Origin of the sequence: Bradyrhizobium sp. LTSP857 (assembly GCF_000938285.1) — a bacterium.
Classification (GTDB): domain Bacteria; phylum Pseudomonadota; class Alphaproteobacteria; order Rhizobiales; family Xanthobacteraceae; genus Bradyrhizobium.
This window is the reverse complement of the sequence record NZ_JYMS01000050.1, coordinates 135,767-149,185: the sequence shown is the minus strand read 5'-3', so window position 1 is coordinate 149,185 and position 13,419 is coordinate 135,767. Positions and strand designations below refer to the sequence as shown.

The window sequence follows — 13,419 nt, the reverse complement described above, 5'->3', positions numbered from 1 at the left end:
GAGGCTAAGACCTCACCTTCCGCTCGTCGCTTCCAGACTGCGGCTGTAGCGCGACATCGCAAAGCAGAAGACAAAATAGATCGCGGCGACGAAGATGTAGACCTCGACCGAAAACTGCTGCCAGCCGGGATCGATGATCGCGGTCTTGGCCGTCGTGAGCAGGTCGAAGATGCCGATGATCAGAACAAGGCTGGTGTCCTTGAAGAAGGCGATGAAGGTGTTGACCAGCGGCGGGATGACATGGCGGATCGCCTGCGGCAGAATGATCAGCCGGTGCTTGCGCCAGTAGGACAGACCCAATGCGTCCGCCGCCTCATATTGCCCGCGCGGCACGGCCTGGAGGCCGCCGCGGATGACTTCGGCGAGATAAGCGCCCGCGAACAGGATGATCGCGATCTGCGCGCGTAGCAGTTTGTCGACGTTGAATCCAGCAGGCATGAACAGCGGAAACATCACGCTCGCCATGAACAACAGGCTGACCAGCGGTACGCCGCGGATCAGCTCGACATAGAGCACCGAGAGAGAGCGGATCGCCGGCAGCTTTGAACGGCGGCCGAGCGCTACGAGGATGCCGAGCGGGAAGCCAAACGCCAATCCGAACGTCGCCAAAATCAGAGTCACCGGCAAGCCACCCCAACGGTCCTGCGAGACGAACGACAAGCCGAACACGCCGCCCCACATCAACACGCTGATCAGCGCGAGCAGCCCGATCCAGAGAAGAGCGAGTTCGCGCCGCCAAAAGGCGCGGCGTGAGGACAGATAGAAAAGCGCGATGAACAGCACGACCGACAGCGCCGGTCGCCACTGTTCGTCGAACGGATAGGTGCCGAACAGGATGAAGCGGTATTTTTCGGGAATGATCGCCCAGCAGGCCCCAAGGCCGCGCACGGCACGGCAGGCGCTGGAGTCGTTCGCCGGCGTCAGCCAGACCGCGTTCGCAATGCCCCATTGTCCGAAGCCGACGACGCCCTTCACAAGGATCGCCAGCAGCACGATCGAGATGATGCCGTTTGGGATCGACGAGAACAGATTAGTGCGGAGCCAATGTAGCACCGGATTGCCGATTTGCGGGCGGCGAGCGGCGCGCGGCACTTCGGGCATATCGGTGATCGCCGTCATGCTCAGCGCTCCACCAGCGCGATGCGCGCATTGTACCAGTTCATGAAGAAGCTGATGCCGAGGCTGATTGTGAGGAAGACGGCCATGATCAGCGCGATCGCCTCGATCGCCTGCCCGGTCTGGTTCAGCGTGGTGTTGGCGACCGAGACCACGTCCTGGTAACCGATCGCGACCGCGAGCGACGAGTTCTTGGTCAGATTGAGATATTGGCTGGTCATGGGCGGCACGATGACGCGAAGGGCTTGCGGCAGGATGATCTGCCGCAGCATGAAGCTGCGGCGCAGGCCGAGAGCGTTGGCGGCGTCCCACTGGCCGCGCGGCACCGATTGGATGCCGCTGCGCACGATCTCGGCGATGAAGGCCGAGGTGTAGGTCACGAGCGCGATCAGCAATGCAAAATACTCAGGCGAGAGCGTCAGCCCGCCGATGAAGTTGAAGCCGCGCAACTCGGGCCATTCGATCGTCCAGGACACGCCGAGAAGCCACGACACCAGCACCGGCAGCATGACGATGAGGCCGAGCGCAAAGGGCCACGCCGGCCGCGGCTTGCCGTCACGCATCTGCTGCGCGATCAGCCACCGCTGAATGAGATAGAACACGGCTACGCCCAGCACGGCTATGGCGAGCACCCAAAGCTGTGGCGACTCGATCGGAACCGCCGGCAGGATCAGGCCGCGATTGGACAAGAACACGCCCTCGATCGGCCGCCACGCGGCGCGCGCGGCCGGCAGCGCCTGCATCAGCACATACCAGAACAGCAGTTGGAGCAGCAGCGGAATGTCGCGCAGCACCTCGACATAGACGGCGGCGAATCGGGAGAGCAGCCAGTTGGCCGACAGCCGCGAGATGCCGATCAGTGTGCCAAGAATGGTCGCAAGCACGATGCCTATGACGGCGACGCGCAAGGTGTTGGCGACGCCGACGACGAAGGCCCAGAGGTAAGAATCCCTTGGATTGTAGGCGAGCAGGCTGTCGGCGATCGGCATCCCGGCCTCGCGGCCGAGAAAGGCAAAGCCGGTGGTGATGCGACGGGCCGAGAGATTCGTGACGGTGTTGGACCAGAGGAAGACGAGGACCGCGACCGCGATCCCGACCACCAGCACCTGCCAGAACAGGCCTTTCAGCTCGCCGTGCCCCAGCGCGGCGAGGAAGCGGCGGCGGGGCGGCGGCCTGGGATCATCTGATGTCACAGCACAAAAATCCTTCTCGAAAACAGCGATTTCCGGCAGCGCACGTCAACTGTTGCATCAATCGCCAATTCGTGCAACAAATGTTTCATGGCCGAGCCCGCGAAATCTTCGCCGCTGAGCGAACTGCGCATTGCATTGCCATCGCTTCCGATGCGGCTGCAGGAGGTCGGACGTTTCGTCGCGGCCAATGATTACGACGCCACCACCCGTTCGATGCGCGATCTCGCGGCGGAAGCCGGCGCCGATCCCGCCGCGTTCACGCGGCTTGCAAAGGCGATCGGCTATTCCGGCTGGGATGATTTGCGCGCGGCGCTGACCGAGGCACGGCGGCCGTCGCAGACCTCGCCGTTCTCCGGCCGCGCCAAGAGCCGCCGCCACGGTCCGCACGCCGATGTCGCGCTCGTCACCGACAAGCTCGAGGCCGAAGCCGCCGGGCTTCCGCGCATCTCCGCGCACGCGATCGTGGAAGCAGCCCGTGCGTTGCATGATGCCAAGCGGATCTGGATCACCGGTTATCGAAGCTGCCGCAGCGTGGCGGAATTGCTGAACTACGAACTGCGGCTGTTCCGCCCCGAACAGGTGCAGATCGTCGGCACGTCCGGCCCGGACGATCTCGACCTTGGCGCATTCCGGCCCGGCGAGGCCATCATCGTCATCGGCTTCCTGCCCTATACCCATGCGAGCGTCCGCGTCGCGCAGGCCGCCTATCGCGCGGGCGCAACGCTGATTGCGATCGCTGATAGCCTCTCGGCGCCGATGGCCGAGGGCGCCGACCACGTGTTGTTGTTCGAAGCCGCCTCCTCGCCCGGCTTCTTCCCAAGTCTTACCGGCGCGCTCGCAATTGCGCAGTCGCTGGCGGCGGTGACGTTCTCGCTCGGCGGCACGGCCGCGAAGAAACGCCTTCAGGATACCGAGGCGCGGCTCGCTGCGGCCGCCACCTACGTCTCAGAGAAAGGTTGACCCATGAGCACCCGCACCAGCCGCGTGCTGCATCGTTCGTTGCGCGAAACGCCGCCCAAGGCGATCGGCGGCGAAGGCGTTTATCTCTTTGCCGAGGACGGGCGCCGCGTGATCGATGCCTCCGGCGGCGCGGCGGTCTCCTGCCTCGGCCACCAGCATCCGCGCGTGATCGCGGCGATGGCGAAGCAAGCCTCGACGCTGGCCTATGCGCACACGGCCTTCTTCTCCTCCGAGCCGGCGGAGCGGCTTGCCGAGACGCTGGTCGGTCACGAGCCCGGCGGTCTGGACTATGCTTATTTCGTCAGCGGCGGATCGGAGGCGATCGAAGCCAGCATCAAGCTCGCGCGGCAATATTTCATCGAGCGCGGCGAGCCGCAACGGCAGCACTTTATCGCACGACGGCAGAGCTATCACGGCAACACGCTCGGCGCGCTCGCGGCCGGCGGCAATGCCTGGCGGCGCGCGCCCTATGCGCCGCTGCTGTCGGCCGCCTTCAGCCATGTCACGCCAGCCTTTGCCTATCACGAGAAGCGCGAGGGTGAGTCGGATGCGCAGTTCGTGGCGCGGCTTGCGGCCGAGCTCGAAGCCGAGTTCCAGCGGCTTGGCCCGGACACGGTTGCGGCATTCCTCGCCGAGCCCGTTGTCGGCGCGACCGCCGGCGCCGTGACGGCGCCGGACGGCTACTTCAGAGCGGTGCGCGAGATCTGCGACCGGCATGGTGCGCTGCTCATCCTCGACGAGGTCATGTGCGGCATGGGCCGCACCGGCACCACGCACGCCTGGCAGCAGGAAGGCGTCGCCCCCGACCTCCAGGCGATCGCAAAGGGTCTCGGCGGCGGCTATCAGCCGATCGGCGCGATGCTTGCGAGTGGCAAGATCATCGACACCATCCGCTCAGGCTCAGGCGCGTTCCAGCACGGCCATACTTATCTGGCGCATCCCCTCGCCTGCGCAGCCGCGCTCGAGGTGCAAAACGTGATCCGCGAGGACGGCCTGCTTGATCGGGTCAAGGAGCGCGGCAAGCAGCTCGAGCAGCGGCTCACCGAGCGCTTCGGCAATCACCGCCATGTCGGGGATATCCGGGGCCGCGGGCTGTTCTGGGCGATCGAGCTCGTCTCCGATCGCGCGACGCGAACCTCGTTCGATCCGGCGCTGAAGCTGAACCAGAAAATCAAGGCGGAGGCCTTTGCCAACGGGCTCGGCTGCTATCCCGGCGGCGGCACCGTGGATGGCGCTCGCGGCGACCACGTGCTGCTGGCGCCGCCCTATATCACGTCGGCTGACGAGATCGATCTGATCGTCGACAAGCTCGGCACAGCCGTCGACAACGTGTTGCGTAGTGTCAATCACTGAGGGGAGAGTAGCATGATAAGGAAAGTGGCTATCGCGGCAGGTGTGCTCGCGGCATCGACGGTTATCGCGTCCGCCGCGACGCTCGACACGGTGAAGAGCCGTGGCACGCTGATTTGCGGCGTCAGCGCCGGTTTTGCCGGCTTTTCCGCGCCGGACTCGCAGGGCAATTACAAAGGCCTCGACGTCGACTATTGCCGCGCACTGGCGGCCGGCGTGCTCGGCGATGCCAACAAGGTGCGCTACGTCTCGCTGACCGCGCAGAACCGCTTCACAGCGCTGCAATCGGGCGAGATCGACGTGCTCTACCGCAACTCGACACAGACCTATTTGCGCGGCGTGACTCTGGGCCTGCGCCAGGGTCCGATCAACTTCTACGACGGTCAGGGTTTTGTGGTGAAGAAGGACCTCGGCGTGAAGGAGCTGAAGGACCTCAAGGGCGCCACCGTCTGCGTCGCGCAGGGCACCACGCATGAAGTCACGCTTGGCGATTACGGTCGCGCCAACGGCATCGACTGGAAGCCGCTGGTGTTCGACCGCGTCGATACCATGTATCAGACCTTTTTCGGCGGCCGCTGCGATGCCATGACCCAGGACGCCTCCGCGCTCGCGGGTGCCGTGACGACGGCTGCGCCGAACGCGGCGGACTACGTCGTGCTGCCGCAGACCATCAGCAAGGAGCCGCTCGGGCCCTTCACCCGCAACGGCGACGAAGTCTGGAGCGACATCATCACCTGGCTGCATTACGGCCTGATCGAGGCCGAGGAGCTCGGCGTCACGCAAACCAATGTCGATGAGATGGCGAAGTCGCAGACGCCCGCAGTGCAGCGCCTGCTCGGTGCCTCCGGCGATCTCGGCTCGCGGCTTGGGCTCGACAACAAATGGATAGTCACGGCGATCAAGGCCACCGGCAATTACGGCGAGATTTTCGAGCGCAACGTCGGCAAGGCAAGCCCGCTCAAGCTCGAACGCGGCCTCAACGGCCTCTGGAGCAAGGGCGGCTTGATGTACGCGGTGCCTTTCAAGTAAACATCGCTCGTGTCCCGGACGCGCTGCAGCGTGCAACGCTGCCGCGCAGAGCCGGGGCACGAGACAGGTAGACACGCTCAATGACAACGCCTCGTCGCATCGCTCTGATCCACGCCCTCAAGCATTCCATCGTTCCGATCGAGGCCGCCTTCGCAAAGGACTGGCCGCAAGCGCGGCTGATGAACCTGCTCGACGACAGCCTGTCGGCGGATCTGGCGCGTGATGGCGCGCTCACCGACACCATGACCGAGCGCTTCCTCGCGCTCGGCGATTACGCGGCAGCGACAGGAGCTGACGCGATCCTGTTCACTTGCTCAGCCTTCGGTCCCTGCATCGAGGCGGTCGCGGCCGCGCATGCACCGATGCCGGTGCTCAAGCCGAACGAAGCCATGATCGACCAGGCCGTGACGATGGGCAAGCGGATCGGCCTGCTCTCGACCTTCCCGCCGACGCTGGCCTCGATGCCGCCGGAATTCCCCGCCTCCGTCCAGGTCGTACCGAAGCTCGCTGAGGGCGCGCTGGCCGCGCTCGATCGCGGCGACCGCGCTACTCACGACCGGCTCATCGCAGAAGCGTCAAAGGGCTTGCGCGACTGCGACGTCATCGCGCTGGCGCAGTTCAGCATCGCGGCCACGGCGCCGCTGGTTGCGGAGGCGACTCGGCGTCCCGTCGTCACCACGCCTGACAGCGCGGTGCAGAAGCTGATGAAGCTGCTCAAGGCGAGGACTTAGGCCCGGACCTTTTCCTTGCGACGTGCGTCCTTGATCGCAGCTGCCAGCGCCGCCTTCGTCTCGTTGACGAAATCCTCGACCAGATCCTCGCGCGTGGCATGCGCGGCCTCGCCGGTGAACAGGCCCTGCTCGGCGAGCATCACGACGCCGTGCAGCGCCGCCCAGATCTTGAGCGCTTGCCGCTCGCGCAAGAAACCGACTGCGGGCGCTTCCAACGCTTCGATCACAAGCCCAAAAGTTTCGCGCGTGGCGTCGTGCAGCTCGCTGCCCTTGGCCGCACATGACACGGTGCGGGAAGCAAACATCAGGCGATAGATGCCGTTGCGGCGCAGGCCGAAATCGAGCGTCGCCTGTGCCAGCCGCGACAGCTTTGATTGCTTCGACGGCTTCGCCATTGCCTCGCGTAGAAGTGCACTAAGCTGCCGGAACGCCTCCGCCGTCACCGCCGTTAGCAGCGCATCGCGATCGGCGAAATGCCGGTACGGCGCCGGCTGCGAGACGCCGAGCTGTTTTGCCAGCGCCTTGATGCTGATCGCCTCCACCCCGCCCTGCTCGGCTTCGCGCAGCGCGGCCTTGATCAAGGCGTCGCGGAGATCGCCGTGGTGGTAGGTATTCTGCGGCTTGCGGGCAAGTTGTGAGCGCATGTTGCGCGGAGTCTATAAGTTTGCGCTTGACAGGGGAAGCCTGCCGCGAATGTAATAGGATATAACTTAAAGCCGGCGACTAACGCCGCCGATAAAATTGACCAGAGGAACGCGCGACGTCCTTACGACCGCGCCCATACGACCGAGGAAGCCGCAATGACAGAGCGACTGAGGGTTCGCGTCGATCCCGACAAATGCCAGGGCCACGCGCGCTGCAAGGCGCTCGCGCCGGAACTGTTCGAGCTTGACGAATACGGCAACGCCCATGAGGCCGGGGACGGCACCGTTCCCCCGGGTCTCGAAGACAAGGCCTGGCTCGCCAAGTCCAATTGCCCGGAAATCGCAATCGATGTGATCGAGGAGTAGCGCGGCTTCCGCTCGTTTGCGTGCCTTCAGCGAACACAAAATCCAAGGGATTCCGAGATGTCCGACGTCAGCCAACCCGCCGCCCATCCGCCCGTGACCGACTGGGTCAACGATTTTGACCACACCGATCCGCAATGGACGGAAGATCCCTTCCCGATCTGGGACGAGTTGCGCGCAGCGAGCCCGGTCGTGCACACCGATCGCTTCCTCGGCTGCTACATGCCGACGACCTATGACGCCGTGCGCGAGGTCGCCAACGATTCCGAGCATTTCTCCTCACGCCGCATCATCGTCCGCGACGTGCGGCCCGAGATTTCCAGGAACGCCGCACCGCCGATCACCTCCGATCCGCCCGTGCACAAGCCGGCCAAGCAATTGCTGCTGCCGCCCTTCACGCCGGATGCGATGAAGAAGCTCGAGCCACGGATGCGCGCGATCTGCAATGAGCTGATCGACGGGTTCATCGCTGACGGCGGGGTTGATGCCGCGTCGCGCTACAGCAAATACATCCCCGTTCGGGCCATCGCCCACATGCTCGGCATTCCCGAGAGCGACAGCGACCTCTTCATCAACTGGATCCACATGATCCTGGAGCTCGGCATCAAGGACGAGACCATGCTGCTCCAGGCTGTGCATGAGATGAGCGACTATTTCAGGACGCATATCGAGGAGCGTCGATCGAAGCCGACGAACGACCTCATCTCCTATTTGATGAATGCCAAAGACAAAGAAGGCCAGCCGCTGGAAGAGTCGCATGTGCTGGGCTCACTGCGGCTACTGCTGATCGCCGGCATCGACACCACCTGGAGTGCGATCGGCTCCTCGCTCTGGCACCTCGCCCGGACGCCAGCCGACCGCGAGCGCCTGATCGCCGAGCCCGGGCTGATCCCGACCGCCGTGGAGGAGCTTTTGCGCGCCTATTCGCCGGTGACGATGGCGCGCGAGGTGGTCAAGGAAACGACGATTTCGGGCTGCCCGGTCAAGGCGGGCAATATGGTGCTGCTGTCCTTCCCGGCCGCCAACCGCGACCCAAAGATGTTTCCCGACGCCGACAAGGTCGTGATCGACCGGCGGGAGAACCGTCATGCCGCCTTCGGCCTCGGCATCCACCGCTGCGTCGGTTCCAATTTGGCGCGGATGGAGATGCAGGTCGCGCTGGAGGAATGGCTGAAGCGGATTCCGGACTTCCGGCTCGACCCGGCGGGCACCGTGACCTGGTCGCAGGGTACGGTGAGAGGCCCCCGCCAGTTGCCATTTCTGCTTGGAAAGGCGATGTAGGCTCCCAGACATTGGATTTCTGGGAGACCGGACGTGACAGAGCAGGCAATCAAACCGGCTTCCGAGCATTTTGACGTCGCCGACGCCGAGCGGCGGATCAAGGCGATCTTGATCGGCTCGATCGGCAACCTCGTCGAATGGTATGATTTCTACGCCTATACGGCGTTCGCGCTCTACTTCGCCCCAGCCTTCTTCCCCGGCAGCGACCCTGTCGTGCAGCAATTGAACATCGCCGTGGTGTTCGCGGCGACGTTCCTGATGCGTCCGCTGGGCGGCTGGTTGTTCGGCTATATCGCCGACCATTACGGCCGGCGCATCTCGCTGACACTATCGGTCGTCTTCATGTGCTTCGGCTCGCTGATCATCGCGCTGACGCCGACCTATGCGACGATCGGCTTTGCCGCACCGGTGATCCTGGCGCTGGCACGCGTCATCGAAGGCCTGAGCCTCGGTGGCGAGTATGGCGCCAGCGCGACTTATCTGAGCGAGGTCGCCGATCCCAAGCACCGCGGCTTCTATTCGAGTTTCCAGTACGTCACGCTGATCGGCGGCCAGCTCACCGCGATCATCGTGCTGCTGCTCCTGCAAAAGGTCTTCCTGACGCCGGAGGAGCTGCGGGCCTGGGGCTGGCGCATTCCGTTTGCGATCGGCGCGGCGCTCGCGATCTTTGCCGCAGTCATGCGGCGCAATCTGCAAGAGACCGAGGCGTTCGAGGAAGCCAAGAAGGTGGTGAAGCCGACCGGCTCGATCACCAACCTGCTGAAATATCCGCGGGAGCTGTTGCTCGTGGTCGGCCTCACCGCGGGCGGCACCGCGGCGTTCTACACCTTCACCACCTACATGCAGACCTTCGTCAAGCTTTCGGTCGGGTTGACCGAGGACCAGACCACCTTCGTGATCTTCGGCACGCTGATCTTCGCCACCATCCTGCAACCGATCTATGGCGCGATCTCCGACAAGATCGGGCGCAAGCCGCTGCTGATCTTCTTCGGCGTCGCCGGCACGCTCGCGACCGTGCCGCTTTTGATGACGCTGAAGGAGACCAAGTCGCCCTTCATGGCGTTCATTCTGATCTGCTGCGCCTGGCTGTTCGTCGCCGGCTACACCTCGATCAACGCGGTGGTAAAGGCCGAGCTGTTCCCGACCAACGTCCGCGCGCTCGGCGTTGGCCTGCCCTATGCGATCACGGTCTCGATCTTCGGTGGCACGGCGCCGGCGATCGCGCTCTATTTCAAGAGCATCGGGCATGAGGAGTGGTTCTACTTCTACCTCAGCGGCATCATCTGCCTGTCGCTGATCATCTACTCTACTATGCGCGACACCAAGCATGCCTCGGCGATGCATCGCCACGAGTAGGCCATGGCCGACGACAACGAGCCGCCATCCGACAGCAAGCTGACGCGCACCAAGGAAACATGGGCGCGCGAGGGACGCTTCGTCACGGGCCGAATCACGCGCCCGGAAGACCAGCGGCTGCCGCCGGGCCAGCATCTCACCAAGGACTGGCCCGTGCTCGATCTCGGCGTCGTGCCGCCGGTTTCGCGCGACCGCTGGCGGCTCGACGTCTATGGCGCGCTCGAGAATCCCCTGTTCTGGACCTATGCCGAGTTCGCCGCTCAGAAGCAGTCGCAGTTCACCTCCGACATCCACTGCGTGACAACCTGGTCGCGCTACGACAACCAGTGGGAGGGGCTCGCAACCCGCGAGCTGCTCGCGGCCTGCCAGCCACGCGAGGATGCGCGCTTCGTGGTGCTGCATTCTTTTGACGGTTACACCACCAACCTCGCGCTGGACGACTTTGCCGCCGAGGATGCCCTGCTCGCCCATAGCTGGTCAGGCGAGCCGCTGTCGGATGAGCATGGCGGCCCGGTGCGGCTTGTCGTGCCGCATCTCTATTTCTGGAAGAGCGCCAAATGGCTCCAGGCCATCGAGTTCGTGACGGAGGACGCGCCGGGCTTCTGGGAAGTCCGCGGCTACCATAACCGCGGCGATCCCTGGGCCGAGCAGCGCTATTCCGGCGACTAGGATTCAAACAAGAACGGAGGGAGCCATGCCGACGGAACGCTTTCAATTCACCGGCGAAGGCGGCCATCAGCTCGCGGCCGCGCTGGAGCTGCCGGACGGCGAGCCCGCGGCTTTCGCGCTGTTCGCGCATTGCTTCACCTGCGGCAAGGATACGCTGGCCGCCAAGCGCATCTCGGTCGCGCTTGCGGCCAGAGGCATTGCAGTGCTGCGTTTCGACTTCACGGGGCTCGGCTCCAGTGAAGGCGAGTTTGCCAATTCGACGTTCTCCTCCAACGTCGCCGATCTCGTGCACGCGGCCGATCATTTGCGCGCAACGCGCAAGGCACCGTCGATCCTGATCGGTCACAGCCTCGGCGGCGCGGCGATCCTCGCCGCGGCCGGGAAGATCCCGGAAGCGAAGGCGGTCGCGACCATCGCGGCACCATCCGATCCCGCCCACGTCACTGGACTGTTCAAGGAACATGTCGACGCGATCCGCGCGCAAGGCGAGGTCGAGGTTTCACTTGCCGGCCGTCCGTTCCGGATCAAGCGCGAATTCCTCGACGACATTGTCGAGCATGAGCTGATGAAGGACGTCACCGGCCTGCACAAGGCGTTGCTGGTGATGCATTCACCGATCGACGACACCGTCGGCATCGACAATGCGACGAAGATTTTCGTGTCGGCGAAGCATCCCAAGAGCTTCGTCTCGCTTGACCACGCCGATCATCTCCTGACCAAGCCGGCAGACGCGCTCTACGCCGCCGACGTGATCGCGACTTGGGCGAGCCGCTACGTCGAAGTCGCAAAACCCGCGGGAGTAGCGGGCACGTCCGAAGCGCCGCGCAAGGTCGTCGTGCAGGAAACCCGCAAGAGCAAGTTCAACCAGATCATCACCGTCGGTTCCCATCATCTGGTGGCAGACGAGCCGATCGCGGCGGGCGGCGAGGATGCCGGCCCCGGCCCCTATGACTTCCTGCTCGCAGGTCTCGGTGCCTGCACCTCCATGACCATGCGCCTCTATGCCGACCGCAAGTCGTTGCCGCTCGACCGTATCACGGTCACGCTGAAGCATTCCAAGATCTACGCAAAAGACTGCGAGGAGTGCGAGACGCGCGAGGGCATGCTCGATCAGATCGAGCGTGACATCGCGATGGACGGTGCGCTTGACGCCGAGCAGCGCAAGAAGCTGATGGAGATCGCCGACAAGTGCCCGGTGCACCGCACGCTGACCTCGGAGATCCGCATCGTGACCAAAGCCGTGGGCTAGCACAAGCGCGCTAGAAACAGGACGCCATCGTTCGCACTGCCGCACTGATCTCGGTCTCGCGCCAGGCCGCAAACCCGAGCAACAGACCATGATCGCGCGGCTTTTCGAGCGACAAGCTCGACAAGGCGCGTGTCTCGACTCCCGCCGCGACCAGCCGTCTCACCGCGGCCTGATCAGCCGTACCGCGCGTCAAGCGCGCGACCAGCTGGATGCCGCCTGAGGGCACTTCGGCCGAAAGCACATCGCCGAGATGGCGTTGCAGGCAGTCGACGAGGTGATCGCGACGAGCGTGATAGAGCCGCCGCATCCGCCGTGCATGCGCGAGGAAATGACCATCGACGATGAACTCGGCCAGCGCTTCCTGGATATGGCTGGCCGCAATCAGGCCAATGTGCCGCTGCGCGATCTCCAAGGTGCTGACCAGCGCCGGCGGCACGACGAGATAGCCGAGCCGGATGTCCGACGTCATCGCCTTCGAGAAGGTGCCGACATAGAACACGCGGCCATGGGCATCGAGCCCCTGCAAAGCCGGCACCGGCCGGCTGTCATAGTGGAATTCGCCGTCGTAATCGTCCTCGATGATCCAGGTCTTGCCGGGCCGGCTGAGCCCAAGAAATTCAGTGCGGCGTGCAAGCGACATCAACCGTCCGGTCGGGTGCTGATGCGTCGGCGTCATGAAGATCAGCGTGGGCGCCGCTATTTTCGGCATCCGCTGCATACCCTGCTCGTCCAGCCTCACGCCGGTCACGCGCGCGCCGGATGCACGAAAGGCGGCCGCCGCGCCGGGATAGCCGGGATCCTCGACCCAGACGTCGTCGCCGGGCGTGATGACGGCAGCCGCAATCAAGGTCAGCGCGGCCTGCGCACTCGGCAGGATCATGATCTGATCCGCGGTGGCACGGACACCCCTGCTGCTCGCAAGATAATGCGCCAGCGCCTCGCGCAGGCGCGGCCGGTTGACCGAGCCGAGCTCGCGCTTGGCCGCACGCACGGCACTGCGGCGCAGGCAGCGGGCCAAACCTCGCCCGGAAACTCCCTGAAATCGCCATGCCCCGGACGCAAGGGTTTTAGCGGCGCTTGATAGGACATCGGCCAATCGGTCTGCTTGAGCTTCGACGCCCACGGAGAGAGCCGCGGCCTCGTCGAGCGCACACGCGATGTGGCGGCGCCTGCTGCTTCGATACGCTCGGCGCCGTCGACCGTCACGACCGGGCGCCGCCCGTGCGACGCCGCCAGATACCCCTCGGCGGCAAGTTGCTCGAAGGCATAGGTGACGGTGTTGCGGGAGACGCCGAGATCGCTCGCAAGCTGGCGGCTCGACGGCAGCGCGCGGCCCCGGCCAATGCGGCCGCTTCCGATCAGCTCCCTGAGCTGGCTCGTCAGCTGAGCTACCAGCCCTTCCGCACTGGCCCGCTTCAGCTCGATCAGCCCGGTCATCGTCTCTTCTGAAACTGGCACCTTATTCCTTCTCAATCTGG

12 protein-coding genes and 1 pseudogene are annotated in these 13,419 nt (G+C 64.6%); 9 read left to right on the top strand and 4 right to left on the bottom strand.

All coding sequences use genetic code 11. The features are described from left to right. Positions 1-12 precede the first annotated feature (12 nt). Together UP06_RS38770 and UP06_RS38765 are read right to left on the bottom strand one after the other, a co-directional pair. Positions 13-1,119 carry an amino acid ABC transporter permease gene (locus tag UP06_RS38770; RefSeq protein ID WP_045008987.1) on the bottom strand — a complete coding sequence of 369 codons (1,107 nt, stop codon included), beginning with the start codon at positions 1,117-1,119 and terminating at the stop codon, positions 13-15. Positions 1,120-1,121: 2 nt separating this feature from the next. After that, positions 1,122-2,309: an amino acid ABC transporter permease gene (locus tag UP06_RS38765; RefSeq protein WP_045008986.1), complete on the bottom strand. Its 1,188-nt coding sequence runs from the start codon at positions 2,307-2,309 to the stop codon at positions 1,122-1,124. Between the two features lie 87 nt (positions 2,310-2,396). On the opposite strand from UP06_RS38765, the gene UP06_RS38760 reads away from it, so the two are divergent. The 4 genes from UP06_RS38760 (at position 2,397) to UP06_RS38745 (ending at position 6,379) form a co-directional block, all read left to right on the top strand. Further along, positions 2,397-3,269 carry a MurR/RpiR family transcriptional regulator gene (locus UP06_RS38760; RefSeq protein ID WP_045008985.1) on the top strand — a complete coding sequence of 291 codons (873 nt, stop codon included), beginning with the start codon at positions 2,397-2,399 and terminating at the stop codon, positions 3,267-3,269. Between the two features lie 3 nt (positions 3,270-3,272). Then, positions 3,273-4,622, top strand: coding sequence for an aspartate aminotransferase family protein (locus tag UP06_RS38755; RefSeq protein ID WP_045008984.1), 1,350 nt, complete (start codon positions 3,273-3,275; stop codon positions 4,620-4,622). Between the two features lie 12 nt (positions 4,623-4,634). Then, positions 4,635-5,648 carry an amino acid ABC transporter substrate-binding protein gene (locus UP06_RS38750; RefSeq protein WP_045008983.1) on the top strand — a complete coding sequence of 338 codons (1,014 nt, stop codon included), beginning with the start codon at positions 4,635-4,637 and terminating at the stop codon, positions 5,646-5,648. An 80-nt stretch (positions 5,649-5,728) separates the two neighbouring features. After that, positions 5,729-6,379, top strand: coding sequence for an aspartate/glutamate racemase family protein (locus UP06_RS38745; protein WP_045008982.1), 651 nt, complete (start codon positions 5,729-5,731; stop codon positions 6,377-6,379). On the opposite strand, the gene UP06_RS38740 is transcribed toward UP06_RS38745, so the two are convergent. Further along, positions 6,376-7,023, bottom strand: a complete 648-nt coding sequence (locus tag UP06_RS38740; protein ID WP_045008981.1) for a TetR/AcrR family transcriptional regulator — start codon at positions 7,021-7,023, stop codon at positions 6,376-6,378. The two genes, UP06_RS38745 and UP06_RS38740, sit on opposite strands and share 4 nt — an antisense overlap. Before the next feature lie 156 nt (positions 7,024-7,179). On the opposite strand from UP06_RS38740, the gene UP06_RS38735 reads away from it, so the two are divergent. The 5 genes from UP06_RS38735 to UP06_RS38715 are packed head-to-tail and all read left to right on the top strand — an operon-like array spanning position 7,180 to position 11,941. Beyond that, entirely contained in the window at positions 7,180-7,389 is a 210-nt protein-coding gene (locus UP06_RS38735) for a ferredoxin (RefSeq protein ID WP_045008980.1), read from the top strand. A 57-nt stretch (positions 7,390-7,446) separates the two neighbouring features. Next, positions 7,447-8,667 (top strand): cytochrome P450, encoded by a 1,221-nt coding sequence (locus UP06_RS38730; protein ID WP_045008979.1) that lies wholly within the window; start codon positions 7,447-7,449, stop codon positions 8,665-8,667. 33 nt (positions 8,668-8,700) lie between these two features. After that, complete coding sequence (locus tag UP06_RS38725) at positions 8,701-10,023, top strand: MFS transporter (protein ID WP_045008978.1); 1,323 nt, start codon at positions 8,701-8,703, stop codon at positions 10,021-10,023. Between the two features lie 3 nt (positions 10,024-10,026). Further along, positions 10,027-10,692, top strand: coding sequence for a sulfite oxidase-like oxidoreductase (locus UP06_RS38720; RefSeq protein ID WP_045008977.1), 666 nt, complete (start codon positions 10,027-10,029; stop codon positions 10,690-10,692). Positions 10,693-10,717: 25 nt separating this feature from the next. Continuing rightward, positions 10,718-11,941: a bifunctional alpha/beta hydrolase/OsmC family protein gene (locus tag UP06_RS38715; protein ID WP_045008976.1), complete on the top strand. Its 1,224-nt coding sequence runs from the start codon at positions 10,718-10,720 to the stop codon at positions 11,939-11,941. A gap of 10 nt (positions 11,942-11,951) precedes the next feature. Here UP06_RS38715 and pdxR read toward each other — a convergent pair. Further along, positions 11,952-13,378: pseudogene (gene pdxR, locus UP06_RS38710) on the bottom strand (MocR-like pyridoxine biosynthesis transcription factor PdxR). Between the last annotated feature and the right edge of the window lie 41 nt (positions 13,379-13,419).